This is a genomic window from Mesorhizobium sp. BH1-1-5 (genome assembly GCF_020165615.1).
Lineage (GTDB): Bacteria > Pseudomonadota > Alphaproteobacteria > Rhizobiales > Rhizobiaceae > Mesorhizobium.
In genome coordinates this window covers 307,108-332,608 of sequence record NZ_JAIUIM010000001.1, presented here as the reverse complement: position 1 = coordinate 332,608, position 25,501 = coordinate 307,108, and the positions used below count along the sequence as shown (strand labels likewise).

Genomic DNA, 25,501 nt, shown 5'->3' with positions numbered 1-25,501 from the left:
AATCCTCCCTTATAGATTAGATGCCTTGCCCAGGCAGGCGCGGCGCGTGGACGGCGCAGCAGGCCTGGCCGAAATCGATGAGTTCGAAACCCGGCAGCAGTCGCGCCGTCGCCCGCAGATGATCGCTCGTCGCGCGCAAGGCGCGCGTCAGCGTGTCGAACCGCTTGTCCGATCTGTCATGCGCCCCGCGGCAGGCCGTCGCCGCGGCACAGGCTTCCATGAGCGTCTCGGCAGCACCGCGCATATGATGATAATGGTGCGCGGCCGGCTCCGGCGCCTGCAACGCGCGAACGGCTTCGGCCGCTTGCACGACAGACTGCCTTGCGCCGGACAAGGCGCCCTCGGCCAGCGCCGCCTGGCGGCGCGACGTCAGCAGGAGCAGCGCATAGCCCGAGAGCTGGGTCAGGGTCTGGCTGATCAATTGCTGCGCCGAACGCGCCGAATCGGCATAGCGCAACAGCGACTGCTCCGTCACGCCGACGCAGGAATACACGCCCATCGCAAATCCTCCACGCCGGCATCGCGGCGTCCTCCTCCTTTGGGCATTACCCGATTTTGATATCGGTAACAACAGAATTGCTCCAACCGACGCCGACAGCTTGTTTGTTCGACACGGTAGTGATTTGATGCGCGCCGGCCGGACCGAGCGATAACAAACATGCCCAGGCGATCATCCGAGGACACCAGCAAGCGCAATGGAAGCGCCAGGATGCGCGACGTCGCGGTTCGCGCCGGCGTCTCCACCATGACTGTTTCACGGGTGCTGAACGAGCCAGGCAAGGTGTCCGAGGACATGCGCGAGCGGGTCCTGAAGGCGGTTCGCGAGATCGGCTACCTGCCGAACCATCTGGCGGGAAGCCTGTCCTCGAACCGCTCGACGACCATCGGGCTGATCGTTCCCAGCATCGACAATTCGATCTACACGCAGACAGTCAAGGGCCTGTCGGAGGTGCTGAAGCGCTCCGGTTTCCAGCTGATGATCGCAGAATCGGGATATGATCCCAATGAGGAAGAGGAGCTCATCACCGTCTTCCTCAGCCATCGGGTCGGCGGGCTCGTCCTGCACAGCACGGAGCATACACACCAGGCCATCGAGAAGATCCGCAAGTCGGGCATCCCGGTTGTCGAGAACGGAAATATCCCCAAAGAACCGCTCGATATGGTCGTAAGTTATTCAAATCGCGACGCTTCTTACGCGATGACCATGCATCTCGGCAGGCTCGGCTACCGCAAGATCGCCTTCGCCAGTCTCTATTCCGTACACAATGACCGCTCCCAGGACCGCTTGAAAGGATACCTGGCGGCGCTCAAGCAATTGGGGCACGAACCCGACCCGCGCATGGTGCTGGAGACGGGACGCGGCCTTGCCGCCGGTGCGGAAGTCGTGGCGCGGGTGATGCAGAGCGTGCCGGAGGTCGACGCGCTTTTCTGCGCCGGCGAAGTTCTGGCCGCCGGCGCGCTGTTCGAGTGCCAGCGGCGCAACTGGGCAGTCCCCGGCCGCATCGCGCTCGCCAGCTTCGATGACGTCGACCTGTTGCGGCATGTCAGCCCTTCCGTCACCACCTTGCGGCTGCCACGCTACGACATCGGCGAGCGTACAGCGCGAATCCTTTTGAGCCGCATCATCGACGGCGCCGACCATTTGCGCGGCAGCGTCGTCGACCTCAAGTTCGAGGTCATCCAGCGCGAGAGCACCTGACCTGTCCCCGGGACCGGGGCACGACACCGCTTTCCGCTTTTCCATGATTGCATTTTGTTACCGGTACCAATATAAAGTCGAGACCTGCACGGCAGTCGCGTGCCTGGCGGGCTGTCGGTAGGAGCGAGGGGTCTTGGCAATGCTCACAAAGTGGCGGAACAGGATTTGAGCTTGTCGAAAGAAGCCGAGGGGGCAGCGCCCTCCACCCGGGCGAAGCCGCTCAACGAATGCACCGCCTTGATCACGGGTTCTACCGCCGGTCTTGGACAGGCGATGGCGGCAAGGCTTGCCGAGTCCGGATGCAGCGTCATGCTGCACGGGCTGGAAGACGCCGAGCAGATCGAGGCGCAACGTGACGACCTTGCCCGCAAGACGGGCGCCCGCATTGCCTACCACAAGGCCGATCTGTCGACGCGGTCGGGGGTCGAAGGGCTGATCAGCACCGCGATGTCGGTGCTTGGTCCGATCGACATCCTCGTCAACAATGCGGTCGTCCGGCACTTCGCGCCGGTCATGGATTTCCCGGCCGAGCAGTGGGACCTTGCGCTGGCGGTCAACCTCTCCGCCGCTTTCCATGCCATCCGGCTTCTGCTTCCCAACATGCGCAACCGGAATTTCGGCCGGATCTTCAACATCACCTCGGTCTACGGCATGCGCGGAACGACCGACCGCGTCGGCTATGTGACGACGAAGTCTGCTATCCTCGGCTTGACCCGCGCCGTGGCGTTGGAGAACCTGGATCGCGACGTGACCTGTCACAGCCTCTGCCCAGGGTCGGTGCTGACGCCGGGCACGGAGGAACGGGTGGAGAGGCTGATGGCGGAGCGTCGCATCGACCGGACCGCGGCCGAGCGGCTCTTCCTCGAAGGCAAGCAGCCGGGCGGCAACTTCGTCTCCGCCGGGAGCATTTCGGACCTGCTCGTCTTCCTGTGCGGCCCGATCGCCCGCGACATGACCGGATCCGTGCTGCCGGTCGAAGCGGGCTGGCTGGCAAGTTGAGCCGGCGCTGAAGCAGACCGGCATCGCCAGCCGGCGATGCCCGTAGCAGTTCATCGTTCCAAGGAAACGCCGACCTGCTCTAACTATTTGTTTTACGCAATTCCATACGGAAAGCCGTTACACACTTTTCCAGGAATTGCTCTAGACGGAGCCACCCATGGACGATCTGTACGAAGTCTACGCCATCCGCTACGGCCACCACGACCGCAACGCGGCCGCGAATTTCATCGGCGGCGACCCGCACGACGGCCCGATGCCGCTCGACTACTTCGTCTGGGCGATCGTCGGCAAATCGCGCACCTTCGTGTTCGACACTGGCTTCGACGCGAAAGTCGCGGACCGGCGCCAGCGCAATCTGCTGCGACCCGTCGGCGAAGGGCTGAAGATGATCGGCATCGATCCGGACAAGGTCGAGGATGTCATCATCTCGCACATGCATTTCGACCATGCCGGCAATCACGAGCTGTTCCCGAAGGCCCGCTACCATGTCCAGGACGTGGAGATGGCCTACTGCACGGGACGCTGCATGTGCCACAACTATCTCAGGCATCCGTTCGACTATGAGGACGTGGCCAGCATGATCGGCAAGCTCTATGCCGGGCGCGTGACTTTCCACGATGGCGTCTCCGAAGTCGCCCCGAACCTCACCGTTCATCGCGTCGGCGGTCACTCGAAAGGCCTGCAGGTGATACGGGTGAAGACGCAACGCGGCTTTGTGGTGCTCGGCTCCGACGCCTCGCATTTCTACGCCAATTTCGAGCAGAACCGGCCTTTCCCGGTGCTGGAGAGCGCGACCGACATGCTGGACGGCTACGCCACCATGCGTAAGCTCGCCAGCACGCCGAACCACATCATTCCGGGCCACGATCCGCTGGTGCTCGCCCGCTATCCCGCCGCGCTGGCGGGCGTGGACGACATCGTGCGCCTCGACCTCGACCCTATCCCCGGGGCGCCGTGAGCGCCTTATGATCGATGCCCCCTGACGGTCGAAAACCTCGGGGCGTTCGTCACAATCGCATGGAGACGACAATGAACAATCTCAAGCTCGGCCTGGCTGGCGCCGGCAGGATGGGAACGCCGATGGCGAAGCGCCTGATGGCGGCCGGCTACGGCGTCAGCGTTTATGACACGAATGCCGCCGCCGTCGAGGCGTTGGCCGCTCTGGGCGCCGGCAAGGCAGCGACCCCCGCCGAGCTGGCTAAGAGCTGCGACGTGGTGTTGCTTTCGCTGCCGACGCCGGAGATCGTGCAGGCCGTTTGCCTCGGTCCTGACGGGCTCACCTCCGTCAAGGGCGCAAGCATCGTCATCGACCTATCGACCACCGGTCCGCGAACGGAGCGTCTCGTCGCGAGCGGCCTCAAGGCTGCCGGTATCGCTATGGCCGACTGCCCGGTGAGCGGCGGCGTGGGCGGCGCTGAAAAAGGAACGCTGGCGATGATGGCCGCCTGCGACGAGGCGACGATGGAAACGATCCGCCCCGTCCTCGAAACGCTCGGCAAACCGGTCCATGTCGGCCTGGAGCCGGGCATGGGCCAGATGATCAAGGTGATCAACAACCTGATGTCGGTGACGGCTTTGTCGATCGCTTCCGAAGCGCTCGTGCTCGGCACCAAGGCCGGGCTCGATCCGGACGTCATGCTCGAGGTCATCAATTCAGGCAGCGGCAGTTCCAATGCGACGCTGACGAAGATCCCGAAATTCGTCCTTACCCGCGGCTTCGATTTTGGCTTCGCCATCGGGCTGTCCGCCAAGGACATCCGCCTCTGTCTCGAAGAGAGCGACGCGCTGGGCGTGCCGATGATCGTCGGCGGCGCGGTGCGGCAGTTGCTGACCGTGGCAAAGAGCGACCTCGGCGCCGATGCGGACCTCACCGAAATCATCAAGCCGATCGAAGGTTGGGCCGGCGTGACGGTCGCCGGCAAGAAAACCCAGGCCTGATAGCAACCGGAACACACACGATGAGCGCCAATTCCCCCCAGGCGATTGCTCCGGGCCTGTCGCGCCGGCTTGCGGCGTTCGTGCGCAATTCGCAATGGAGCGACGTGCCCGAACCGGTACGCGAGCATGCGCTGCGCGCCCTCTTCAACGGCTTCGGGACCGCGCTTGGAGGTTCCTCCGACCAGGCGATCCTGCGCCTTGCAGCGAGCCTCGCGCCCTTCTCCGCCGGGGCAGCCGCGACCGTGATCGGTCAGGGTGCGCGGCAGGACGCGCCGACCGCGGCGTTCCTCAACGCGGCGTCGATGAACGTGTTCGATTTCGACGACACCCATCAGGGCACGATCATCCACCCGACCGCGCCCGTGGCGCCCGTCGTGCTGGCCCTGGCCGAAGCCCGGCCGGTCAGCGGGATTGAGCTTCTGCATGCCTTCGTTCTCGGCGTGGAAGTAACCTGCCGGATCGGCAACGCGATCTCGCCGGGTCACTACAATCGCGGCTGGCACATCACCTCGACCTGCGGGATCTTCGGCGCCGCCGCCGCCGCGGCGAAGCTTCTCGATCTCAGCGAGGAGGAAATCCTCTGGGCCTTCGGCAATGCGTCCGCCCAGGCATCGGGCCTCGTCGAGACACTGGGCTTCATGGCGAAGAGCGTCGGCGTCGGCACCGCCGCGCGCGGAGGCCTGCTAGCGGCGCTGATGGCGCAGGGCGGGGTCGAAGGACCTCCAATGCCCCTCGAAGGTCCGCGCGGCTTCCTCAAGGTGGTATGCGACGCGCCTAAGCCTGAGCTGATCGAGCGGGGACTGGGCAGCGACTGGGAAAACCTGCGCAACATGTTCAAGCCATATCCTTGCGGCGTGGTGCTCAACCCCGTCATCGACGCTTGCCTCAAGCTGCGCCGAACGCCTGATTTCTCCGCCGCCCTTGTCAGCGACATCACGGTGCGCGGCTGCCCGCTGCTCAAGGCGCGCGCGGACAGGCCAGACGTCACCACGGGCCGGGAGGCGCAGGTCAGCGCGCAGCATGCGGTCGCCGCCGCCCTGCTGCGCGGCACGGCGGGCGCGGCCGATTTCAGCGACGCGGCAGTGAACGATCCTGATGTGAAAGCATTGCGCGCCAAGGTGCGCCCGATCGAGATAGACGAGGCCATTCCGGTCGAGGCGGCATACATTTCGGTCCACTGCAGCGACGGGTCGCGTTTCGAGACGAACGAGTTGGCCGCGACCGGAAGTCCGGCGCGGCCGATGACGGATGCCGCTCTTAGCGACAAATTCTCCGCCCTCGCCCGCTATGGCTGCCCGGCGATCGATGCCGGCGTGCTGGCCGAGAGGCTGTGGGCGCTGCGCGATGCCGGCGACGTCGGTTCGATCATGGCGCTGGCCCGGCCGGCCGCATAGCTACGGCAGCCGCTTTGCCCGACCTTAGCGATTGTGCTGCGGCGGCTTCCAGACATGGGTGGAGATGATGTCTCGCAGCTCCGTGCGCACGGCGCGGAACAGCGGACGGAACGTCGAGGACATCGGCTTCTGCGACGACGTCGCAAGGATCAGCTTGCGCGTGATCTGCGGCTCGAACGGCCAGACCTCGATGCGGCCGGCTTCGGCAAGCAGATGCACGGAAGCATAGGGCAGAACCGTATAGCCGCCGCCCTCCTCGACAAGCAGCAGCGTCGACGGCATCGCCTCCAATTCCATCTCGATGCGCGGATAGATGCCATGCTCGGCGACGATGTTGTCGATCAGCCGCCGCAGGCCATGCGGCCGGCTCGGCAGGATCATCGGCAGTTCGGCAAGCACGCCGAGGCTCACCGGGCCGCGCGGCAGCAGAGGTTCGGCCAGCGCCGGGCCGATCAGGAAAAGCTCGTCATCGGCGAGCGGCTCGGTCAGCACCGAAGGGTGGTTGGGCGAGTTGTAGAGCACCGCCGCGTCGATGCGGCCGGCTATCAGCCATTCGAGGATGTGGCCGCTGAACCCTTCGATGACCTGCAGCGCGACGTTCGGGAACTCGTTCTTGATCTTCTTGACCAGCGGCACCGTCAGCACCGTGCCGACGGAAGGCGGAACGCCGAGCACCAGCCTGCCGCGCGGCGAAGCCCGCAAGTTGGACACCGCATTCTGCGCAAGCCGCATGCGCTCGACGATTTCGTCGGCATGCGATTTCAGGAGCGCCCCGGCTTCGGTCATCACCACGCCGCGGCCGTTGCGGTGGAACAATTCGACGCCCAGTTCCTCCTCGAGCCCGCGGATATGGCGCGTGATCATCGGTTGGGTGACGTTGAGATCGAGGGCTGCCTTCGAGAAGCTGCCCGCCGAGCCGACCGCGATGAAGACCTGTAACTGCTTCGTGTCCAACTCAAACCATCCAACCCGCCGCCGGGCGGTGCTTTGCCCGAAGCTTTCGACCTACGTGCGGAACGGATATTTCAGGCCGCGCACGTTCAGGAACACGGCATAGACCGACGTCGTCGCCGTGATGAACAGCCTATTGTGCCGCGCACCGCCAAATACGACGTTCGCCACCATTTCCGGCACCAGGATCTTGCCGATCAATTCACCGGCCGGCGTGTGGCACTGGACGCCGTCCCAGGCGCTGATCCACAGGTTGCCGGCGATATCGACCCGGAACCCGTCCGGAATGCCCGGCGATATTTCGGCGAACACGCGCGAATTTACCAGCCTGTCGCCGGCAACGTCAAACGACCTGACGTGATGCGGCGCGCTGCGATCGGTCAGATAACCGGAATCGGCGATGTAGAGCGTCTTCTCGTCCGGCGAGAAGGCAAGGCCGTTGGGCATCGAGAAATCATCGGCGACGACGGTGACGCGGCCGGATTGCGGATCGATATGGTAGACGCGGCAGCTGGGCTGCTCCTGATCGGCCCGGCGTCCGACATAGTCGGAGATGATGCCGTAATTGGGATCGGTGAACCAGATGCTGCCGTCCGACTTGACCACCACGTCGTTCGGCGAATTGAGCCGCTTTCCCTCGAAGGAGTCCGCGAGCACGGTGATCGAGCCGTCCCATTCGGTGCGCACGACGCGGCGTTCGCCCTGCATGCAGGTGACGAGCCTGCCTTCGCGGTCGCGGGTGCTGCCGTTCGGATTGGCCACGTTGCCGCGGAACAGCGAAACCGCGCCGGTCTCCTCGTCCCAGCGCAGCATGCGGTCGTTGGGGATATCGCTCCAGACCAGCGTGCGCAGGTCGGCGAAATAAACCGGCCCCTCCGCCCAGCGGTTGCCGGTGTGCAGCGTTTCGAGAAAGGCGACCGGATCGATAAGGTCGCCGAAGCGCGGATCGATGATCTCATAGCAGGACATCGGCGGTCTCGCTTATAGGCGGATGGCAATGATCTGGATTGGCGAACCGGACGGTGGACCCTCCGACCCGCCAATATTCAGCGCTGGACGAACGGGGCCGGAATGGAGTTTCCGGCGTCGATCCAGACGCTCTTTTCCTGGAGATATTCGTAGATGGCGGTGCGGCCGTTTTCCCGGCCGAAGCCCGACTGCTTGTAGCCGCCAAAGGGCGAGAGATAGCTCGTCGCGCGGTACATGTTGACCCAGACGATGCCGGCCTCCAGCCGGTCCGGCAGCCGGATTCCACGCCCGATATCCTGCGTCCACAATCCGGCGGCGAGGCCGTAGATGCTGTCATTGGCGATGGCGACGGCTTCATCCTCGTCCTCGAACGGAATGATCGACAGAACCGGGCCGAAGACCTCTTCCTGGGCGATGCGCATCGACTGGCTGACATTGCCGAAGATGGTCGGCTCGACGAACCAGCCATCGGCGATCGCCTTGTCCTCGGGTACCTTGCCGCCGAGAAGCTGCTGGGCGCCCTCGTCCCGGGCGATGCCGATATAGTCGAGGACCTTCTTGCGTTGCGGCTGCGTCGTGATCGGCCCGACCTGCGTGTCGGGGTCGAGCGGGTCGCCGATCCTGGCGGTTTTCGCGAACGCCACCAGCTTTTCGACCACCTGGTCGTAGACGGAGCGCTGCACCAGCGCGCGCGAGCCCGCGATGCAGGTCTGGCCGGTCGCCGCGAAGATGCCCGAGACCAGCCCGGGGATCGCGGCCTCCAGCTTGGCGTCGGCGAAGACGATGTTCGCCGATTTGCCGCCAAGCTCCAGTGTCACCTTCTTCAGTCCACTGGCAGCGGCCTGGTAGACGCGCCGGCCGGTGGCGTCGCCGCCGGTGAAGGCGACTTTCGCCACCCTCGGATGCGTGACCATGCGGTCGCCGATCTCGTGGCCGAAGCCGGTTATGATGTTGACGACACCTTTCGGGAAGCCCGCCTTCTCGAACAGTCTTCCGAAGAAGAGCGCCGAGACGGACGAGAATTCCGAAGGCTTCCATACGACGGTGTTGCCAGCGGCCAGCGCCGGCGCCAGCTTCCAAGTCGCGAGCATCAGCGGCGAGTTCCATGGCGTGATCGCCGCCACGACGCCCAGAGGCTCGAGCTTGGTGTAGTTGAAGACGCCGGGCTTATCGATCGGGATGACGCGTCCCTCGATCTTGTCGGCCAGCCCGCCGAAGAAGCGGAACCATTGCGGGATGTATTTGCACTGCATCCGCATTTCGTTGATGAGCTTGCCGTTGTCCCGCGTCTCGAGGACGGCGAGGTTTTCCGCCTCCTCGGCGACGAGGTCGGCAAAGCGCGACATGATCTGGCCGCGCGCGCTCGCCGTCATCGACCGCCATTCCCCCCGGAAGGCCTGTGAAGCGGCCTCGACGGCCGCATCGACATCGGCGACGCCGGCGCGCGGAACGAGCGCCCAGGCCTTGCCGGTGAAGGGATCGAAGGACTCGAAATACTCGCCCGACGCCGCGGCGGCCCAACGGCCGCCGATCAGCATGGCAAGCTTGTCCTCGGCGAGCGGCGGACGCTGGATCATGCGCCGATTTCCTGCAGGGCCTCGCGGGCATTGCGGAAAGCGTCGACGCCGGCCGGCACGCCGGCATAGATCGCGACCTGCAGCAGCACCTCGCGGATCTCGTCCTTGGTGACGCCGTTACGGATCGCGCCCTTGACGTGCATCTTCAATTCGTGCGGCCGGTTGAGAGAAGCCAGCATGGCGAGGTTCAGCATGCTGCGCGTCTTGCGGTCGAGCGTCTCGCGGCCCCATACGGCGCCCCAGCAATATTCGGTCACCAGCTCCTGCATGGGACGATTGAAATCGTCGGCGCTGGCAAAAGATTTCTCCACGAACTCGGCGCCGAGCACCGCCTTGCGGATTTCGAAGCCCTTGTCGAACATGTCCTTACCCATGGGGTTATTCCTTTCTGGTCTGCTTGGGAGGGATCAGAGGCCGGGTGTCGGCCGGTATTTGCGACCGCGCGCCAGCACACGGCCGAGCGAACCGTCGGTTAGGTAGATCTGGGTGGCCTTGGAATCGTATTGCACGCTTTCCTGGCCGGGATAGCCGAGCAACTCGCGCACGCGCGGGTTCATGTAGTAGGTGCAGATGGCGATCGTCGTGACGGCCGAGAAGGCGGCGCCGTCTTCCTTGTTGAGCTTCTCGAGATGCGCTTCCGCGCTCAATGCCGGATCGGCGTCGAGCCCGCGATTGAACCCCTCCTTGAGGTCGACGCGGAAATCGAGCGCCTTCTGAGCATCGGCGAAGCCGCAGACCGAGCCGAACGCCGGCATGTCGCCATGCGCCGGAATGAGGAAATCCGCCAGGGCGAGGAAAGTCTTGTCTTTGCTCATCTCAGGCGACCTTCTGGTTGCGCCGTTCGGCGATCATGCGGCGCGTGTTGCGCAGCGCCACAGCCATGATCGTCGCGGTCGGGTTCGTCGCTCCCGAGGTCGGGAAGGTCGAGGCGTCCATGATATAGAGGTTGGGCACATCATGGCAGGCGCCCCACTGATCGACGACGGAGCGCTTCGGATCGTCGCCCATGACGGTCGTGCCGATCAGGTGCCAGCCGGATTCGCGCACCGGTGTTGAAACAAGCGTCTCGATGGCGCCGGCGGCATGGACCGATTCCAGGCAACGGTCGATGTTGAACTGAAGCAGGCGGTTCGAGTTCTCGTTGACCTTGTAGACGATCTGCGGCGCCGGCAGGCCGTCGGAATCGACAAGGTCCTTGGACAGCACCACCTGGTTGTCCTCTTCCGGCAGATCCTCGCCGACGATGCCCCAGATCAGCGAATGACCGAAGCGGCGGGCGACGTTCTCGTGCAGGTTGGCGCCCCAGAAATCCTGGAAGCGTCCCTCTTCGGCGACATAGACCTTGGAGCCGATGGCGCCCGACATGCCGACCGGGCCGCCGGACGGCATGCAGTTCCATTTCGATCCGCGCACGAAGCCGCGCCGCTCGTCGCTCTCGTAGAATTCGAGCGAGTAGACCTGCTGCCCGAACGGGCCGCGCCAGGAGTCCAGCGGGTCCTCATAGGAGGCAAGGATGCTGGCGAAGGGATGCATCATCAGCCGCTTGCCGACCATGCCGGAAGAGTTGGCAAGCCCGTCCGGGTTCTTCGCTCCGCCCGACATCAGCAGCAGCCGCGGCGTGCCGACGCCGTTGGCGCACAGGATGACGACCTTGGCGCGCTGGCGCCGGTCGCGGCCGTTGGCGTCGACATAGACGACGCCGGTGGCCAGCCCCTGCTCGTTGGTCTCGACCTCCTTGACGCGAGCGCGCGTGACGAGCCGGGCTCCGGCCTTGAGCGCAAGCGGCCAGTGCGAGCGGTCGGTGGTCGACTTCGCGCCTTCGGGGCAGCCGGTGAGGCAGGTGCCGCGCCGCACGCAGGCGTTCAACTCGCCGAATTTTTCGGACGGTATCGCGTTGCTGCCCGGCCACCAGTGCCAGCCCATGCGCTCCATGCCGAGCGCGCCGCGCAGACCGACGGAGCCGATCGGCAGCGCCGGGAAGGGATATGGTCCCCGCGGCGGAAACGCCGGGTCGCCGGCAAGGCCGGACACGCCGACCTCGCGCTCGATCTCGAGCTGGTAGGGGAGCAGATCCTCATAGGTGAAAGGCCAGTCTTCGGCCACGCCGTCGAGCGACCGGACGCGGAAATCGGAGGGCAGGAAATGCATCCACTGCGCACCGTAGAGCGTGGCGCTGCCGCCGACGCCGGCAAACATCAGCGGGTTGATATCCGTGGTCGAGGTATCGACCGGATAGTCGTTCGGGTTGTCGCGCACGTTCGGGTTGGGGTGCCACAGCTTGGTGCTGACCAGCTCATGCTCCGGTCGGGCGCCCGTGTAGTCGTTGTATTCAGGCCATTCGCCCTGCTCCAGCACGACCACCGAGAGGCCGGCACGCGCGAGATGGAGCGCTGCGACCGAGCCCGAAGGCCCGGCGCCGACGATGGCGACATCCACTTCCTCGTCGCGCCGCGCGCGGGCGCCACGTTCGCTCAGGCTCTCGACATTCATTTGATACCTCCCTCGATGGCTGGCGACCGGCTCATGCGAGCCGCGTGCGGTAGAACGCAGCCGCGCCTATGATGATGATGCCCTTGATGATGAGCTGCATCTCGATCGGAAAGCCCAGCAAAAGCACCAGATTGTTGATGACGACCAGCACCGCGACGCCAAGCAGCGCGGCAAAGATGTTGCCGCGTCCGCCAGTCAGCGCCACGCCGCCCATGACCGCCGCGACGATCGAGTCGAGCTCGTAGCCCTGGCCGACCCAGTTGGAGACCGTCCCGACATAACCGAGCAGGAACAGCCCGCCTATGCCGGCGCAGACCGAGCAGATGACATAGCAGAGGATGATGACGCGATCGGGCGCGACACCGTTAAGAAAAGCCGCCTTGGGATTGCTGCCCACCATGAATATCTCGCGCCCGAGGCGCGACCGGTGCAGCACGACGCCGAAAACGATGGCCAGCAGCGCCAGGGTGATCAGGTTGACCGGGATGCCGAGGATGCGGCCCGACGCGAGAAAGCCCATGCCCGGCGGCAGCGTGCTGATCGGCGCGCCGCCCGTATAGGCAAAGCGGACGCCCTGCAGGATGATCATCATGGCCAGCGTGGCAAGGAACGGACTGACGTTGCGCTTGGCGACCAGCCAGCCGTTGACGAGGCCGACGACGGCGGAGAAGGCGATCGCCGCCACGAAGATCAGCGGGATGGCATCGTTGGTCGTCGCCTTGAACGCGGTTGCAAGCACGGCCACCGTCGCCATCAGCGAGGCGACCGACAGGTCGAGCCCCCGCACCAGGATGACGAAGGTCTGACCGACGACCACCATGCCGAGCGGCGCAGCGATGGTGAGCACGTTGACCAGATTGGCCGGCCGCAGGAAGGTGGGCGAGAGCGCGGCCGCGACCAGCAACAGCGCGACGAAGAAGACGATCAATCCATAGCGCTCGAAAACCGACGCGGCGGACACGCTTCTGGGCCGGGGCAGCGGTGTCTCCAGCGGTGCCATCACTGCCTCCGCCTCGTGGTGTGGATGCTGACGGCGATGATGATGATCAGGCCCTGGATCACCCACTGGTAGTAGGAAGACACGTTGAGGAAGTTCAGCAAATTGTTGAGCATCGTCACCAGGAGCACGCCGAGCAGCGTGCCGAGGACGCCACCGCGCCCGCCGGCGAGAACCGTGCCGCCGACAACCACCGGCGTGATCGATTGCAGCGTCAAGGCGGCGCCGATGCGCGGATCGCCGACGCCGGTGCGGGCGGTCAGGAAGATTGCCGCGAGCCCGGCGCACAGGCCCGACAGCGCGTAGGCCATGACCACGATGCGGTTCACCGGCAGGCCATTCAGCCGCGCCGCCTCGCGGTCGCCGCCGACGAAATAGATGCTGCGGCCCGAGCGCGAGCGCTGGAGCCAAAGGCCGGCAAGGGCGAAGATCGCGACGAGGACGATCGCCGTCGCCGGGATGCCCCACAGCTTCGCGTAGGAAAAGTCGGCCAGCCCGCGCGGGACCGATCCGCCCGGCTCCTTGTTGTACATCAGCGTGCCGCCGAAGATGATCGACGACATGCCGAGCGTGACGATCAGCGGATGGACGCGCAGCACGATGGTGAGCAGGCCGTTGAGCGCGCCGATCGCCGTCGCGGCGACGAGGGCCAGCGGCAGGGCCAGCCAGAGCAGGTCCGGCCGCCATTCGAGGAAATGCGCGATGAAGACGGTCGATGCGCTGACCAGCGAGCCGACGGCAAGGTCGATGCCGCCCAGGAGCACCACGAATGTCTGGCCGAGGCTGACCATGCCCAGCACGACGAGCTGCTGGAACAGGTTGCCGAAGTTGCGCCAGGTGAGGAACCGGTCGGACAGGAAGCCGCCCGCCACGACGAGCAGGATGAGCAACGCCACCACGATCACATAGGACAGCGAAAGCCGGTTGCGGCGGAATTCGGCGACGACGGCACTCATGCGACCTGCTCCAGCCGGGCCGCCTTGCCCTCGCGCCGGTCGATCGAGCGCACGGCGAGATCCATGATCGCCTCTTCGGTGGCGGACGCGCCGTCGATCTCGCCCGCGACATGGCCCTGCGACATCACGAAGATGCGGTCCGACAGGCCGATGATCTCCGGCAGCTCGGAGCTGATCATGAGAATGCCGACCCCCTGCTCCGCCAGGTTGCGCACGATACGGTAGATCTCGACCTTGGCGCCGATGTCGACGCCGCGCGTCGGCTCGTCGAGGATGAGCAGCTTGCTGGCAATACGCGACCAGCGGCCGAACAGCACCTTCTGCTGGTTGCCGCCGGAAAGATTGCCGACCTTGACCTCCGGCGAGGGTGCTGCCACCGCGAAGTTGCGTATCTGCTCGAGCGCGATTTCGCGCTCGCCGCGCCGGTCGATCAAGCCTCGTCTGGTGACGCCGGCCAGATCGGGCGCCATGACATTGGCCGAGATGGGCAGACCGAGGAAGAGCCCCTCGTCCTTGCGGTTCTCGGTCAGGAATCCGACGCCGTTGCGGATCGCCTCGCGCGGCATGCGCCGATCGAGCCGCCTGCCCTCGAACTCGATCGTGCCGCCGTCGAGGTCGCGCGTGCCGAAGATGACCTCCGCCACTTCGGTGCGGCCCGAGCCGACCATGCCGGCAATACCGACGACCTCGCCCGGCTTGACCGCGATGCTGACATCGCGCACGCGGTGGCCGGCGCGAAGGTTGCTCACCTTCAGGATATCCGGCCCGCTGGCCGGCGCCTTGCGGCGTGCAGGATAGATCTGCTCGAGGCGCCGCCCGACCATCTTGGTGATCATCTCGTCGCGCGTCAGATCGCCGACCGGGCCAGTGCCCGCCACCTGCCCGTCCTTCAGGATCGTCACGCGATCGGCGATCTCGAAGATCTCTTCCAACCGGTGCGAGACATAGACGATGCCGACGCCTTCGCGCTTCAGCCGCCGCATATTGTCGAACAGGAGATCGACCTCATGGCCGGAGATCACGGCTGTCGGCTCGTCGAGCACGAGCAGCCTCACCTCGCCGACCAGCGCCTTGGCGATCTCGACCATCTGCTGGTCGGCCAGCGGCAATTCGTCGATCTTGGCATGGGTTGAGATCTTCACGCCGAGCTGCGACAGAATCTCGGCTGTCCGCGCATGGCGGGCGCGGCCGGAGATCAGCCCCAGGCCGTTGCGCGGCTGTGCGTCGACCAGGATGTTCTCGGCCACCGAAAGCTCGGGAAACAGAGCGAGTTCTTGGTGGATGACGTGGATACCCGCCGCGCGTGCCTGCTTGGGCGACTGCCAGGAAACCGGCTTGCCCAGATAGGTCATGCTGCCGCCATTCGGCCTGATGGCGCCGCCCATGACGCGGATGAGGGTTGATTTTCCCGCACCGTTCTCGCCGAGAAGAGCGTGGATTTCGCCAGGACGAACGGCAAAATCCACCCGGTCCAGGGGTTTTACGCCCGGATACTCCTTCTCGATGCGACTGAGCTCGATGACGGGAGTGACCATTTATCCGATGCTCGAAATTCCGGTTACGCCAGGGTGTGCGTCCGAAGGAACGCACACCCTGTCAGGCTGGGAGGCTTACTTCGGATAATCGGGCTTGAACGTGCTCGGATTGTATCCGGCCGGCAAGCCGTTGCTCGGTGAAAGATCGCCCGGGTCGCTCATGCTGACATGATCGAGAAGGTGCCGGTCGCCCTTGACCGAAACCGTATCGGCTCCAGGCGAGGTCACAACGTTGAAGCTGACCTCGACCTTTTCAGGAACCGGGATGCCCTTCATGACGTCAAGCACGGTCTCGATGCCGGTGATGCCCATCGAGGTCGGATAGTCGATGCCGACCATCTTGATGTTGTGCTGGGAGGCGAGCTGATACATCAAGGCGATGTCGCCACCGGTCATCGGCGGAATTTCACCATCCTTGTAGCCGGCCGCGAGGAAGGCCTGGATGGCGCCCGAGCCCTGCAGCGCGCTGTCGGCCAGCACGCCGTTGATCTCCTTGCCGTGCTTCTGGATGAGCGCGGCCATCACCGATTTGCCGGTCGCGGGGTTCCAGTCGCAATACTGCTTCTCCAGCACCTTGATGCCGGGGAACTTGCCGAACACCTCTTCATTCGCCTTGATGCGGATTTCGGCGACGCTTGAGCCGGCGATGCCGGGCAGCATGACGATGTTGCCCTTTCCGCCGAGCGTCTCGCACATCCACAGGGCCTCCAGGCGGCCGAGCGCCCAGTCCGAGGCGGTGATGTAGGTGATGTAGTTGCTCGCCGTCTTCACCTTGCGGTCGACCATGATGACGGGAATGCCCTGCTCCATGGCGCGCCCGACGACGGAGTCCAATGCGTCTTCCGTGGCGGCGGCGATCAGCAGCACGTCGACGCCCTGGCTGATCAGGTCCTGGATGTCGGCGATCTGCTTCGAGGGATCGTCATTGGCGTCGGTCGCCAGAAGATGCGCGATCTCGTCGCGATGCTGGCCGGCGGCCCAGAACACGCCATGCTGGAACGCAACGCGCCAGGCATTCGATATCGAAGCGTTGGAGAAGCCGATCGTATAAGGCCCTGCCTTCTTCCACTTGGAGGTGTCGACCATCGAGTTGGCGTTCGGATTCCAGATCCAGGTCCGTGGTACGCCGTAGTAACCCGGCTTGGTTTCCTCCGCCGCGGCGGGGGCAGTCGCGCCGAGCCCCAGGGTCGAAACGGCGCCGGCGGCCGCCAGGGCAGCAGGTGCCTTTCGGATGAAGCTCGCACGAGATATTTTTTGATCGAAGATGCTCTTTATAGTCATACTTTCCTCCTCCTTGGCACCTTTTTTGGATGCCGATTGCTCCTACCCCAAGTAAAAATTGGAAAATTTATAGTCTATTTCGTATTTTATATAGAAAAATACAAAGCACCCGGCGACAACCGATTGCCCAAGTCTCCCAACGCTTCGGATTAGCAGCCGCATCGCCGCGAAGGTCAATCACCTGAGTTGTAATAGCTGCTATTACGATTTTCTCGATTGGGCACGGCAACGGTTGCGATCTAATAGGCCACAGGTACCGGGAGCCTGAGGTACGCCCGGGGAGGATCGACCCTTGAAAATTCTCGTTGTGCTGCGAATGATTCCGGATTCCGCGGGCGAGCTCGAACTGACGAGCGACGGACGCGGCATCGACCGCGAATGGCTGGATTTCCAGCTCAACGATTTCGATGACCATGCGCTGGAAGAGGCGATCCTTTTGAAGGAAGCCGTCGGCGCCACAGTCGTGGCCGTCGCCATCGGCGAGGGAAGCAACCGTGTGCTGCAGATGGCGGTTGCCCGCGGCGCGGACGAGGCGGTCGCGCTCGAGGCCGAGGGGGATGGTATAATCGAGTCGCGCGCGATTGCCAGCTCGATCGTTGCGCTCGCCCGCTCCAAGGCCGCCGACCTCGTCCTTTGCGGCGTCCAGTCGACCGAGGATCTGTTCGGCCAGCTCGTGCCTTATGCAGGCACCCTGCTCGGCTGGCCGCATGTTTCCGGGTCGAGCAGGCTCGGCATCGAAGGCTCGGCCCTTCGCGTGACGCAAGAGCGAGGCGGCGGCATTGCCGCGACCTACGAGATTGCGCTGCCGGCGGTGATCGGCGTGCAGACCGCCTCCAAGGCACCGCGCTATGTTTCGGGCAGCAAGCTCAGAGAGGCTTCGAAGACGGCCATAGGCAAGGCACCGTCCGAACCTGCCGGGTTCGAAAGATCGGCCGAGATCGTCGCGCTAAGGCTGCCTGGCCAACGCGGTACCGGCGAAAACCTGGGAGACAACCCCGAAAATGTCGCCGAGAGGCTGGCCAGCATCCTGGCGGCCAAAGGCTTTGCAGGAGTTTAAGCGATGCGGATTGTCGCCTGCACGGAAGGCTCATTTGGCAAGCTCGAGCCGTTTTCACTGGAAATGATCGCGGCAGCGCGCGGCGCTGGCGTAGCCGGCGACGAGGTTGTCGCTTTCTTTGCCGGCCAGGAACTGGAGCCCGCTATCGCAAACCTCGGCGCCGCCGACAGGCTTGTCGCTGCGAGCGCCGGCAATGCCGAACTTATCGCCGCCGAATCCTATGCGCGGCTGCTTAGGGATACCGTTGCAGCCGAGGAGCCCGACCTTGTGCTGGTGCCCTACTCCGCCAATGGGCTCGACGTCGCCGGCGATCTCGCGGCGCGCACCGGTTGGCCGCTGGTCTCCTATGTCAACGAAATTCGCCGCGACGGAGACCGGCTGACGGTCGTCGCGCAGGTCTATGGCGGCAAGATCCTGGCGGAATGCAGCGTGCCCCTGCCGGCCATCCTGATGGTCAATCCCGGCGCCTTCGCCGAGGCGGAACGGCGTGCCGTAGATGCATCCAAGGTGCAACATTCCGATGCCACGGCCGTGGTGGCCGAGGGCAAGGTTCGTCTCGTCGGCGTCGATGTTCCCAGCTATGACAGCGTCGACCTCACGACGGCCGAGCGGATCGTCTGCGTCGGCCGCGGCATCGGCGACGAGGCCAGCATCGATATAGCGCGCGGGCTGGCGGACATCCTTGGCGCGGAGATCGCGGGCAGCCGCCCGGTGGTGGACAGCGGCTGGCTGCCCAAGGTGCGGCAGGTCGGCAAATCCGGCCAGAAGGTCAAGCCGAAGCTCTATCTCGCGCTCGGCGTTTCCGGCGCCCCGGAGCATCTCGAAGGCATGTCGAAGTCGGATCTCATCATCGCCGTGAACACCGATCCCAAGGCGCCGATCTTCAATGTCGCGCATTTCGGCGCGACCTGCGACCTGTTCGATCTCGTCGCCAATCTGAGCGAGCGGCTGCAGGCGGCGTCCGGCCGCTGATATGAGCGAAACACCGATACTGTGGATCGTCACGCTGGCGGCCATCGCGCTGACGCTTTGGCGCTCCCGCCGCTACATCGTGGCGTTGGCGCAGGCGCCAGGCGCAAGCCGCTTCGATCAGCCCTGGCGCCGCCTGGAAGGCGTGGCCGTCGCGATCGGCCTGCATCGCAAGATGCTGCGCAAGCCGCTGTCGGGGATCCTGCACGCGCTGATCTTCATTTCGTTCTTCGTCCTGTTCACCGTCACGATCGAGGCCTTCGGCTCACGCCTGTTCCCCGGCTTTTCGCTAGCGCCAATCGGCGGCGACAGCTGGATCGCCCTGCTACAGGATCTGTTTGCGGTGCTGATGCTGCTGGGGCTCGGCCTGGCCGTCTACCAGCGCTATGTCCTGAAGCCGGCGCGGTTCAGCGGATCGAGTGGATCGGACGCGGCAATCATCTATGTGCTCATCCTGCTCATCGTCTCGTCCCTGCTGATCGAGGCCGGCGCGCGGATCGTCGGCGGTGCCGACGGGTCATGGCGGCCGGTCGCTTCGCTGGTCGCCGACCTGCTCCGGGCCTTCAGCGTTCCAACTCATCCGACGGAGCGGATCGCCTACTGGATCCATATCGGCGCCATTCTCGCCTTCCTGGTCTATATTCCGGGGTCCAAGCACCGGCACATGTTCCTGGCCGCGCCCAACATCTATTTTCGCAACCTCGAACCGGTGGGGATGGCGCCAGCCGTACCTTCGGAGCGCGGGAGCCCGGGCGTCACATCGCTTGCCCAATTCGACTGGAAGCAGACGCTCGACCTGTTGTCCTGCACCGAATGCGGACGCTGCCAGGCGGTCTGCCCCGCCTACGCCTCGGGCCTGCCACTCAGCCCGAAGATGCTGATCACCGATCTGCGCGACGCCCTGACGAACGATGCAGCGGCCCCTCTGGTCGGCGGCGTGATCGCCGAAGAGACGCTGTGGGCCTGCACGACCTGCCGCGCCTGCATGGAGGCCTGTCCGGTCGAGATCGAGCATTTGCCCAAGATCATCGACATGCGGCGCCATCTCGTCGATGAAGGCCATGTCAGCCCCATGCTGCAGGACGCGCTGTCGAACCTCACGCGGCTCGGGAACTCGATGGGCAAGCCGTCCAAGATGCGGGCGCGCTGGACGAAGGAGCTCGGCTTCCCGGTCAAGGACGCGCGTAGCGAACCGGTCGACGTGCTGTGGTTCGTCGGCGACTACGCATCCTACGATCCGCGCGTCCAGGACGTGACCCGCAAGGTCGCCGAGCTTTTCACGGCCGCCGGCGTCGATTTCGGCATTCTGTTCGATGCCGAGCGCAACAGCGGCAACGACGTGAGGCGCGTCGGCGAGGAAGGCCTATTCGAGACGCTTGCCCAATCCAACATCGACGCGATCCGCGCATGCAGCTTCAACCGCATCGTCACTACGGATCCACACAGCCTTAACGCGCTGAAGAACGACTATCGTCATTTTGGCGGCGAGTTCGAGGTGCTTCACTACACGGCGCTGCTTGCCGAGCTGGTCGCGGCGGGCAGGCTCGACATCGCCCCGGCTGGCGGCGCGTTGGTGACCTATCACGATCCTTGCTATCTCGGCCGCTACAATGGCGGCTTCGATGCGCCCCGCGACCTCATCAGGGCGGCGGGCTACACTCTTCACGACATGCCGCGCTGCCGGGAGAATTCTTTCTGCTGCGGCGCCGGCGGCGGCCGCATCTGGCAGGGCGACGACGGTGTGAAGGAACGCCCCAGCGAGAACCGCATCCGGGAGGCGCTTGGGCTAGGCGTCGGCATGTTCGTCGTCGCCTGTCCCAAGGACAAGGTCATGTACACCGCCGCCACCGATGCGCTTGGCGTGGCGGGTCAGTTGAAGATCGTCGACGTGGCTGAGCTGATCAGCCTCAGGGAGGTGCCCGCGGCCGAAGGCTACGACCGGGTCGAGGGCAGCGCGATCAACGGCTGACCGCGCCGGGCGCTGTTTGCGAGGTCAGGCGCCGCTCCACATCGCATCCGGTACCACCACCAGCTTGCCGACGAAGTCCTTGCCCATGAAGTCCGTCTGGGCGCGATGGAAATCGGAAAGCTTGTAGACGCCGCCGACCAGCGGCTTGATCTTCTTTTCCTCGATGTAGCGCACGATGCGGCGGAAGTCCGCGCGCGTGCCCTGGCTCGAGCCGTTGAGCTGGAGCTGCTTCAGATACATGGTGCGCAGGTCGAGCTGAACCATCGGCCCGGCAATGGCGCCGGCCGTGGTGTAGCGGCCTTCGGGCCGCAGGATGCGCAACAGGTCGTTGAAGATGGCGCCACCGACGAGATCGGCCACCACGTCGATGGGCTCGCCGCCGGTCGCCTCGTTGACGGCCGTGAGCAGGTCGGCCACGCCGCGCGTGATCACCTTCTCGGCGCCGATGTCGAGCACCGCCTGTTCCTTGCCTTTGCCGACGACAGCATAAGGAATGGCGCCGCGCGCCCTCGCCAATTGCACGATGCCGGAACCGACGCCGCCCGAGGCGCCTGTGACCAGAACGCGTTCGCCGGCCTTCAGCGCCGCGCGCTCCAGCATCTGCTCTCCGGTGAGATAGGCGCAACAGAAGGTGGCGAGCTCGACATCGCTGAGCCCGGTGTCGACGACATGCGCGTTCTCGGCCGCCAGCGCCTGGTATTCGGCGTAACCACCGTCGCGGCCATGGCCCATATAGTCGATGTCGGCCAGCGAGTCGTCGTCGCGGTTGTAGATCGAGAAGTCGACCATGACGCGCTCGCCGATGCGGCCCGTGGGCACGCCGTCGCCGACAGCGACGATGGTGCCCACCGTGTCAGTGCCCTGGATGCGCGGGAAGGTGAGCGTGTTGCCCTGCCGGCGCCAAGTCGACACGGCAGCCGCATCCTCCTCGGTGCCGTAGGCGCCCTGGCGCACCCAGACATCGGTGTTGTTCATGCCGCAGGCACTGACCTTGACCAGCACTTCGCCGGCGGCCGGCGCGGGCACCTTCACATCGGTGCGGTAGACGAGCTTCTCCAGTTCACCGTGGCCCGTAAGCTGCACGGCGGCCATGGTGGCGGGAACGGTTCTGGTCATGGCATTCATGTCGCTTCTCAGATGTCGCTTTCTCAGATGCTGGCAAGCACGCTGTTCACCGCGTCGGCGGTCCTAGCGACGATGATGTCGGCCTCCTCGCGCGTCAGGCAGAGCGGCGGCGCGAAGCCGAGGATGTCGCCCTGCGGCATGGCGCGGCCGATGACGCCGCTGGCGGCCAGCGCCGTGGCGATCTGCGGCCCGACCTTCAGCGCCGGATCGAAGAAGACGCGGTCGTCGCGATCCTTGACGAATTCGATCGCGGCCAGCATGCCGTCGCCGCGCACCTCGCCGACATTCCGGTGGCCGCCGACGGCCTTGGCGAGCTCGGCGCGGAAATAGGCGCCGGTCTCGCCGGCGTTCCGCACCAGGTCCATCTCGTCGATCAGCTCGAGATTGGCGACGCCTGCGGCAACGCAGATCGGATGCGCCGAATAGGTCCAGCCATGGCCGAGAGAGCCAAGCTTGTCGGACCCCTTGACCAGCACCTGCCAGACCTTGTCGGAGACGATGACGCCGGACAGCGGCGCGTAAGCCGAGGTCAGGCCCTTGGCGATGGTGATCAGGTCCGGCTTCATGCCGTAGTGGTCGGAGCCGAACATGGTGCCGAGACGGCCGAAGCCGGTCACCACCTCGTCGGCGACGAGCAGCACGTCGTATTTGTCGAGCACGGCCTGGATCTTCTGCCAGTAACCGGTCGGGGGGGGCACGATGCCGCCGGTGCCGAGGATCGGCTCGCCGATGAAGGCCGCGACCGTTTCCGGGCCTTCGGCGAGGATCATCTCCTCGAGCTTGTCGGCGCAATATTGCGAGAACTGCTCCTCGCTCATCGAACGGTCGGCGCGACGGAAATAATAGGGCGCCTCGGTGTGCAGGATTGGCGCACGCGGCAGGTCGAAGGCGTTGTGGAAGAGCTCGAGCCCGGTCAGCGATCCGGTCATCACGCCCGAGCCGTGATAGCCGCGCCAGCGCGAGATGATCTTCTTCTTTTCCGACCGTCCGAGAACGTTGTTGTAATACCAGATCAGCTTGATGTTGGTCTCGTTGGCATCGGAGCCGGAGAGGCCGAAATAGACCCTCGACATGCCCTTCGGCGCGCGGTCGATGATCATCTTGGCAAGCGTGATCGAGGCTTCCGTGCCATGCCCGACATAGGCATGGTAATAGGCGAGGTTCTTGGCCTGCTCGGCGATGGCATCGGCGATCTTCTGGCGGCCATAGCCGACATTGACGCAATAGAGGCCGGCAAAGGCATCGATGCTCTTCTTGCCGGTATTGTCCCAAACGGTGACGCCTTCGCCGCCGGCCATGATGCGGGCCGGCGACTCGCCACGCGCATGCGTGCCCATATGCGTCGAGGGATGGAAGAAGTGGTCGCGATCCCAGGCGGAGAGTTCGTTGGACTGTTCGAGCATTTTTGACTCCTGACGAGAATGAGGCCTGCGCAGCTTACGCTACATCGAGGCAGAGGTATTTGAGGTCCGTAAAGGCTTCGAGTCCGTGGCGCGAGCCTTCGCGGCCGATGCCGGACTGCTTGACGCCGCCGAACGGAATCGGCGCGCCGGTGATTTTTACGCGGTTGATCGCGACCATGCCGTACTCAAGGGCGCGGCCCATGCGCGCCTGCCTGGCGCCGTCCTCGGTGACGACATAGGCGACCAGGCCGTATTCGGTGGCGTTGGCGCGGGCGACGACTTCCGCCTCGCCGTCGAACGGCGCCACGGCGGCGACCGGGCCAAACGTTTCCTCATGCATGATCAGCGCTTCGTCCGGCACATCGACGAGCAGCGTCGGCTGGTAGAACAGCGGGCCGGCGGCGTGGCGCTTGCCACCCACGAGGCAACGCGCTCCCTGCGTGAGCGCATCGGCGACTTGCTCCTCGACCTTCTTCACCGCCCGCTCATGCATCAGCGGCCCGATCTCGGCGTCGGTGGATAGACCGTTGCCGACGCGGAGCTGCTCGATGCGGCGCGCGAAGGCGGCGCAGAAGCGGTCGTAGATCGGCCGCTGCACATAGATGCGGTTGGCGGCGAGGCAATCCTGGCCGGAAGTGGCGAATTTGGCGTCGAGCGCGATCGCCACCGCTTTGTCGATGTCTGCGTCGTCGAAGACGATCAGCGGCGCGTGGCCGCCGAGTTCCATCACCAGCCGCTTCATCGTCGAAGCGCTCTGCGCGGCGATCAGGCGGCCGACTTCGGTCGAGCCTGTGAAGCTCATGGCGCGGACCCTGGCGTCGGCGCACATCGCGCCAACGATGGTGCGCGCGTCGCCGGTGATGACATTGAAGACGCCGGCCGGCAGCCCGGCGCGCTCGCCAAGCTCGGCCAGCGCCAAAGCCGAGAGCGGCGTTTCGGAGGACGGTTGCGCCACCACCGTGCAGCCGGCGGCCAATGCCGCAGCGGCCTTGCGGGTGAGCATAGCCGACGGAAAGTTCCAGGGCGTGACGACGCCGACCACGCCGAGCGGCTCACGGCGCACCGACATCTCGGCATTCGGCAAATGGCTGGTGACGCTTTCGGCGTTGAGGCGTTTTGCTTCCTCGGCATACCATTCGACGAAAGAAGCGGCGTAGTCGATCTCGCCCAGCGATTCCTTCAGCGGCTTGCCCTGTTCCAGCGTCATCAGCAGCGCCAGGTCGTCCTTGGCGGCGATGATCAGATCGAACCATTTTCGCAAGGTTTTCGAGCGTTCCTGCGGCAACAACGCCCGCCAAGCGGGAAACGCGCGGGACGCGGCATTGATCGCTTTCGTCGTCTGGGCGGCATCGAGTGCCGCCACGAAGGCGACGGTAGCGCCGGTTGCCGGATCGGTGACCTCAAAACTTGCCGCCGCTTCGCTCGCCGTCCAATGGCCGTCGACATAGGCGAGCGCGCGCAGCAGCCGGCGATCGGCGAGGCGATCAAGCGCTTCATGGTGGTTGGTACGGGCAAAATGCGCGGACATCCGTCAGGTCTCCCGGTGCCGAAGGCGATAGGGAGAGGCTAGTCTCGTGATGAAGACAAAGAGGCTATTTCGGCAAGCCGACAGAGAGAGATTGTCTCTATTGGCCGCTCGTCGCAGACAATCTCTCTACCTCAGGGTTGCTCCGGCAGAAGGTCGGCCACCGGCAGCACGGTCTCGTCCTTGACCGTCTTGGTGACGATGTAGGTGAAGTAGCGGTCGATGCCGATCTCGCGTTCGAGCAGGCTATCGACCAGCCGCTGATAGGCATCGATGTCGCGCGCCATCACCTTCAGGACATAGTCGACGCCGCCGCCGACCGACCAGCAGGCGACGATTTCCGGGACATCGCGCACCACCCGCTCGAAGCGGTCGAAATCCGCCTGGCGGTGGTTGGCCAGGGTCACCTCCATCAGCACCGTCGCCACGGGTGCGATAACGCGCATGGCGATCGCGGCGTGATAGCCGGACACGATGCCGGCCTTTTCCAGCTTGCGCAGCCGCATCCAGCATGGGGTCGGCGACAGGCCGACCTTCTCGGCCAGCGCCAGCTTGGTTATGCGCCCGTCGCGCTGGATCGCGTCGAGAATCCTGAGGTCGATCGGGTCGAGTTTCGCTGCCGCCATGCGGGATCCGCCTTTCGTCGCGGACACCATGACGATGCATT

The 25,501-nt window shown here is 64.9% G+C and carries 23 protein-coding genes; 8 read left to right on the top strand and 15 right to left on the bottom strand.

What is annotated here, in order from left to right; translation table 11 throughout:
* Positions 1 to 16: 16 nt before the first annotated feature.
* Positions 17 to 499, bottom strand: coding sequence for a hypothetical protein (locus LB572_RS01705; RefSeq protein ID WP_224666449.1), 483 nt, complete (start codon positions 497 to 499; stop codon positions 17 to 19).
* Positions 500 to 658: 159 nt separating this feature from the next.
* Between LB572_RS01705 and LB572_RS01700 the strand changes: the two genes are divergently transcribed.
* The 5 genes from LB572_RS01700 (at position 659) to LB572_RS01680 (ending at position 6,030) form a co-directional block, all read left to right on the top strand.
* Positions 659 to 1,699, top strand: a complete 1,041-nt coding sequence (locus tag LB572_RS01700) for a LacI family DNA-binding transcriptional regulator (RefSeq protein WP_224666448.1) — start codon at positions 659 to 661, stop codon at positions 1,697 to 1,699.
* Positions 1,700 to 1,870: 171 nt separating this feature from the next.
* Positions 1,871 to 2,698, top strand: coding sequence for an SDR family NAD(P)-dependent oxidoreductase (locus LB572_RS01695; RefSeq protein WP_224666447.1), 828 nt, complete (start codon positions 1,871 to 1,873; stop codon positions 2,696 to 2,698).
* Positions 2,699 to 2,855: 157 nt separating this feature from the next.
* Positions 2,856 to 3,656 carry an N-acyl homoserine lactonase family protein gene (locus LB572_RS01690; protein ID WP_224666446.1) on the top strand — a complete coding sequence of 267 codons (801 nt, stop codon included), beginning with the start codon at positions 2,856 to 2,858 and terminating at the stop codon, positions 3,654 to 3,656.
* A gap of 14 nt (positions 3,657 to 3,670) precedes the next feature.
* On the top strand, positions 3,671 to 4,636 hold the full coding sequence (locus LB572_RS01685; RefSeq protein ID WP_224666445.1) for an NAD(P)-dependent oxidoreductase: 966 nt from the start codon (positions 3,671 to 3,673) through the stop codon (positions 4,634 to 4,636).
* 20 nt (positions 4,637 to 4,656) lie between these two features.
* A complete protein-coding gene (locus LB572_RS01680; protein ID WP_224666444.1) occupies positions 4,657 to 6,030 on the top strand; it encodes an MmgE/PrpD family protein in 1,374 nt (457 codons plus the stop codon).
* Positions 6,031 to 6,054: 24 nt separating this feature from the next.
* Here LB572_RS01680 and LB572_RS01675 read toward each other — a convergent pair whose 3' ends face one another.
* The 10 genes from LB572_RS01675 to LB572_RS01630 form a co-directional block, all read right to left on the bottom strand.
* Positions 6,055 to 6,984, bottom strand: a complete 930-nt coding sequence (locus LB572_RS01675; protein WP_140804257.1) for a LysR substrate-binding domain-containing protein — start codon at positions 6,982 to 6,984, stop codon at positions 6,055 to 6,057.
* A 51-nt stretch (positions 6,985 to 7,035) separates the two neighbouring features.
* Positions 7,036 to 7,950: an SMP-30/gluconolactonase/LRE family protein gene (locus tag LB572_RS01670; RefSeq protein WP_224666443.1), complete on the bottom strand. Its 915-nt coding sequence runs from the start codon at positions 7,948 to 7,950 to the stop codon at positions 7,036 to 7,038.
* 77 nt (positions 7,951 to 8,027) lie between these two features.
* The gene (locus tag LB572_RS01665; protein ID WP_224666442.1) at positions 8,028 to 9,527 is read right to left on the bottom strand and encodes an aldehyde dehydrogenase; all 1,500 of its coding nucleotides are present in this window, start codon (positions 9,525 to 9,527) and stop codon (positions 8,028 to 8,030) included.
* Positions 9,524 to 9,901: a carboxymuconolactone decarboxylase family protein gene (locus LB572_RS01660; protein ID WP_040985791.1), complete on the bottom strand. Its 378-nt coding sequence runs from the start codon at positions 9,899 to 9,901 to the stop codon at positions 9,524 to 9,526. Before LB572_RS01660 ends, LB572_RS01665 begins: the two co-directional genes overlap by 4 nt.
* A gap of 33 nt (positions 9,902 to 9,934) precedes the next feature.
* Positions 9,935 to 10,342 carry a hypothetical protein gene (locus LB572_RS01655; protein WP_224666441.1) on the bottom strand — a complete coding sequence of 136 codons (408 nt, stop codon included), beginning with the start codon at positions 10,340 to 10,342 and terminating at the stop codon, positions 9,935 to 9,937.
* A gap of 1 nt (position 10,343) precedes the next feature.
* Positions 10,344 to 12,017: a GMC family oxidoreductase gene (locus tag LB572_RS01650; protein ID WP_224666440.1), complete on the bottom strand. Its 1,674-nt coding sequence runs from the start codon at positions 12,015 to 12,017 to the stop codon at positions 10,344 to 10,346.
* 31 nt (positions 12,018 to 12,048) lie between these two features.
* Positions 12,049 to 13,017: an ABC transporter permease gene (locus LB572_RS01645; protein WP_140804249.1), complete on the bottom strand. Its 969-nt coding sequence runs from the start codon at positions 13,015 to 13,017 to the stop codon at positions 12,049 to 12,051.
* Positions 13,017 to 13,970, bottom strand: coding sequence for an ABC transporter permease (locus LB572_RS01640; RefSeq protein ID WP_224666439.1), 954 nt, complete (start codon positions 13,968 to 13,970; stop codon positions 13,017 to 13,019). The genes LB572_RS01645 and LB572_RS01640 overlap by 1 nt, the downstream gene beginning before the upstream one ends.
* A complete protein-coding gene (locus LB572_RS01635; protein WP_224666438.1) occupies positions 13,967 to 15,505 on the bottom strand; it encodes a sugar ABC transporter ATP-binding protein in 1,539 nt (512 codons plus the stop codon). The genes LB572_RS01640 and LB572_RS01635 overlap by 4 nt, the downstream gene beginning before the upstream one ends.
* Positions 15,506 to 15,580: 75 nt before the next feature.
* A complete protein-coding gene (locus tag LB572_RS01630) occupies positions 15,581 to 16,786 on the bottom strand; it encodes a substrate-binding domain-containing protein (RefSeq protein WP_140804243.1) in 1,206 nt (401 codons plus the stop codon).
* Positions 16,787 to 17,078: 292 nt separating this feature from the next.
* Here LB572_RS01630 and LB572_RS01625 point away from each other — a divergent pair, with 292 nt between their 5' ends.
* Genes LB572_RS01625 through LB572_RS01615 form a run of 3 tightly spaced genes read left to right on the top strand, consistent with a single transcriptional unit; the run spans position 17,079 to position 20,781 of the window.
* Positions 17,079 to 17,843 carry an electron transfer flavoprotein subunit beta/FixA family protein gene (locus LB572_RS01625; RefSeq protein ID WP_140804241.1) on the top strand — a complete coding sequence of 255 codons (765 nt, stop codon included), beginning with the start codon at positions 17,079 to 17,081 and terminating at the stop codon, positions 17,841 to 17,843.
* A gap of 3 nt (positions 17,844 to 17,846) precedes the next feature.
* A complete protein-coding gene (locus LB572_RS01620) occupies positions 17,847 to 18,815 on the top strand; it encodes an electron transfer flavoprotein subunit alpha/FixB family protein (RefSeq protein WP_224666437.1) in 969 nt (322 codons plus the stop codon).
* Between the two features lies 1 nt (position 18,816).
* Complete coding sequence (locus LB572_RS01615; protein WP_224666436.1) at positions 18,817 to 20,781, top strand: (Fe-S)-binding protein; 1,965 nt, start codon at positions 18,817 to 18,819, stop codon at positions 20,779 to 20,781.
* Between the two features lie 24 nt (positions 20,782 to 20,805).
* On the opposite strand, the gene LB572_RS01610 is transcribed toward LB572_RS01615, so the two are convergent.
* The 4 genes from LB572_RS01610 to LB572_RS01595 form a co-directional block, all read right to left on the bottom strand.
* Entirely contained in the window at positions 20,806 to 21,906 is a 1,101-nt protein-coding gene (locus LB572_RS01610; protein WP_224666435.1) for an alcohol dehydrogenase family protein, read from the bottom strand.
* A gap of 23 nt (positions 21,907 to 21,929) precedes the next feature.
* Positions 21,930 to 23,309, bottom strand: coding sequence for an aspartate aminotransferase family protein (locus LB572_RS01605; RefSeq protein WP_224666434.1), 1,380 nt, complete (start codon positions 23,307 to 23,309; stop codon positions 21,930 to 21,932).
* A 34-nt stretch (positions 23,310 to 23,343) separates the two neighbouring features.
* Complete coding sequence (locus tag LB572_RS01600; RefSeq protein ID WP_224666433.1) at positions 23,344 to 24,837, bottom strand: NAD-dependent succinate-semialdehyde dehydrogenase; 1,494 nt, start codon at positions 24,835 to 24,837, stop codon at positions 23,344 to 23,346.
* A gap of 131 nt (positions 24,838 to 24,968) precedes the next feature.
* Positions 24,969 to 25,460, bottom strand: a complete 492-nt coding sequence (locus tag LB572_RS01595) for an Lrp/AsnC family transcriptional regulator (protein ID WP_224666432.1) — start codon at positions 25,458 to 25,460, stop codon at positions 24,969 to 24,971.
* Positions 25,461 to 25,501: the final 41 nt, after the last annotated feature.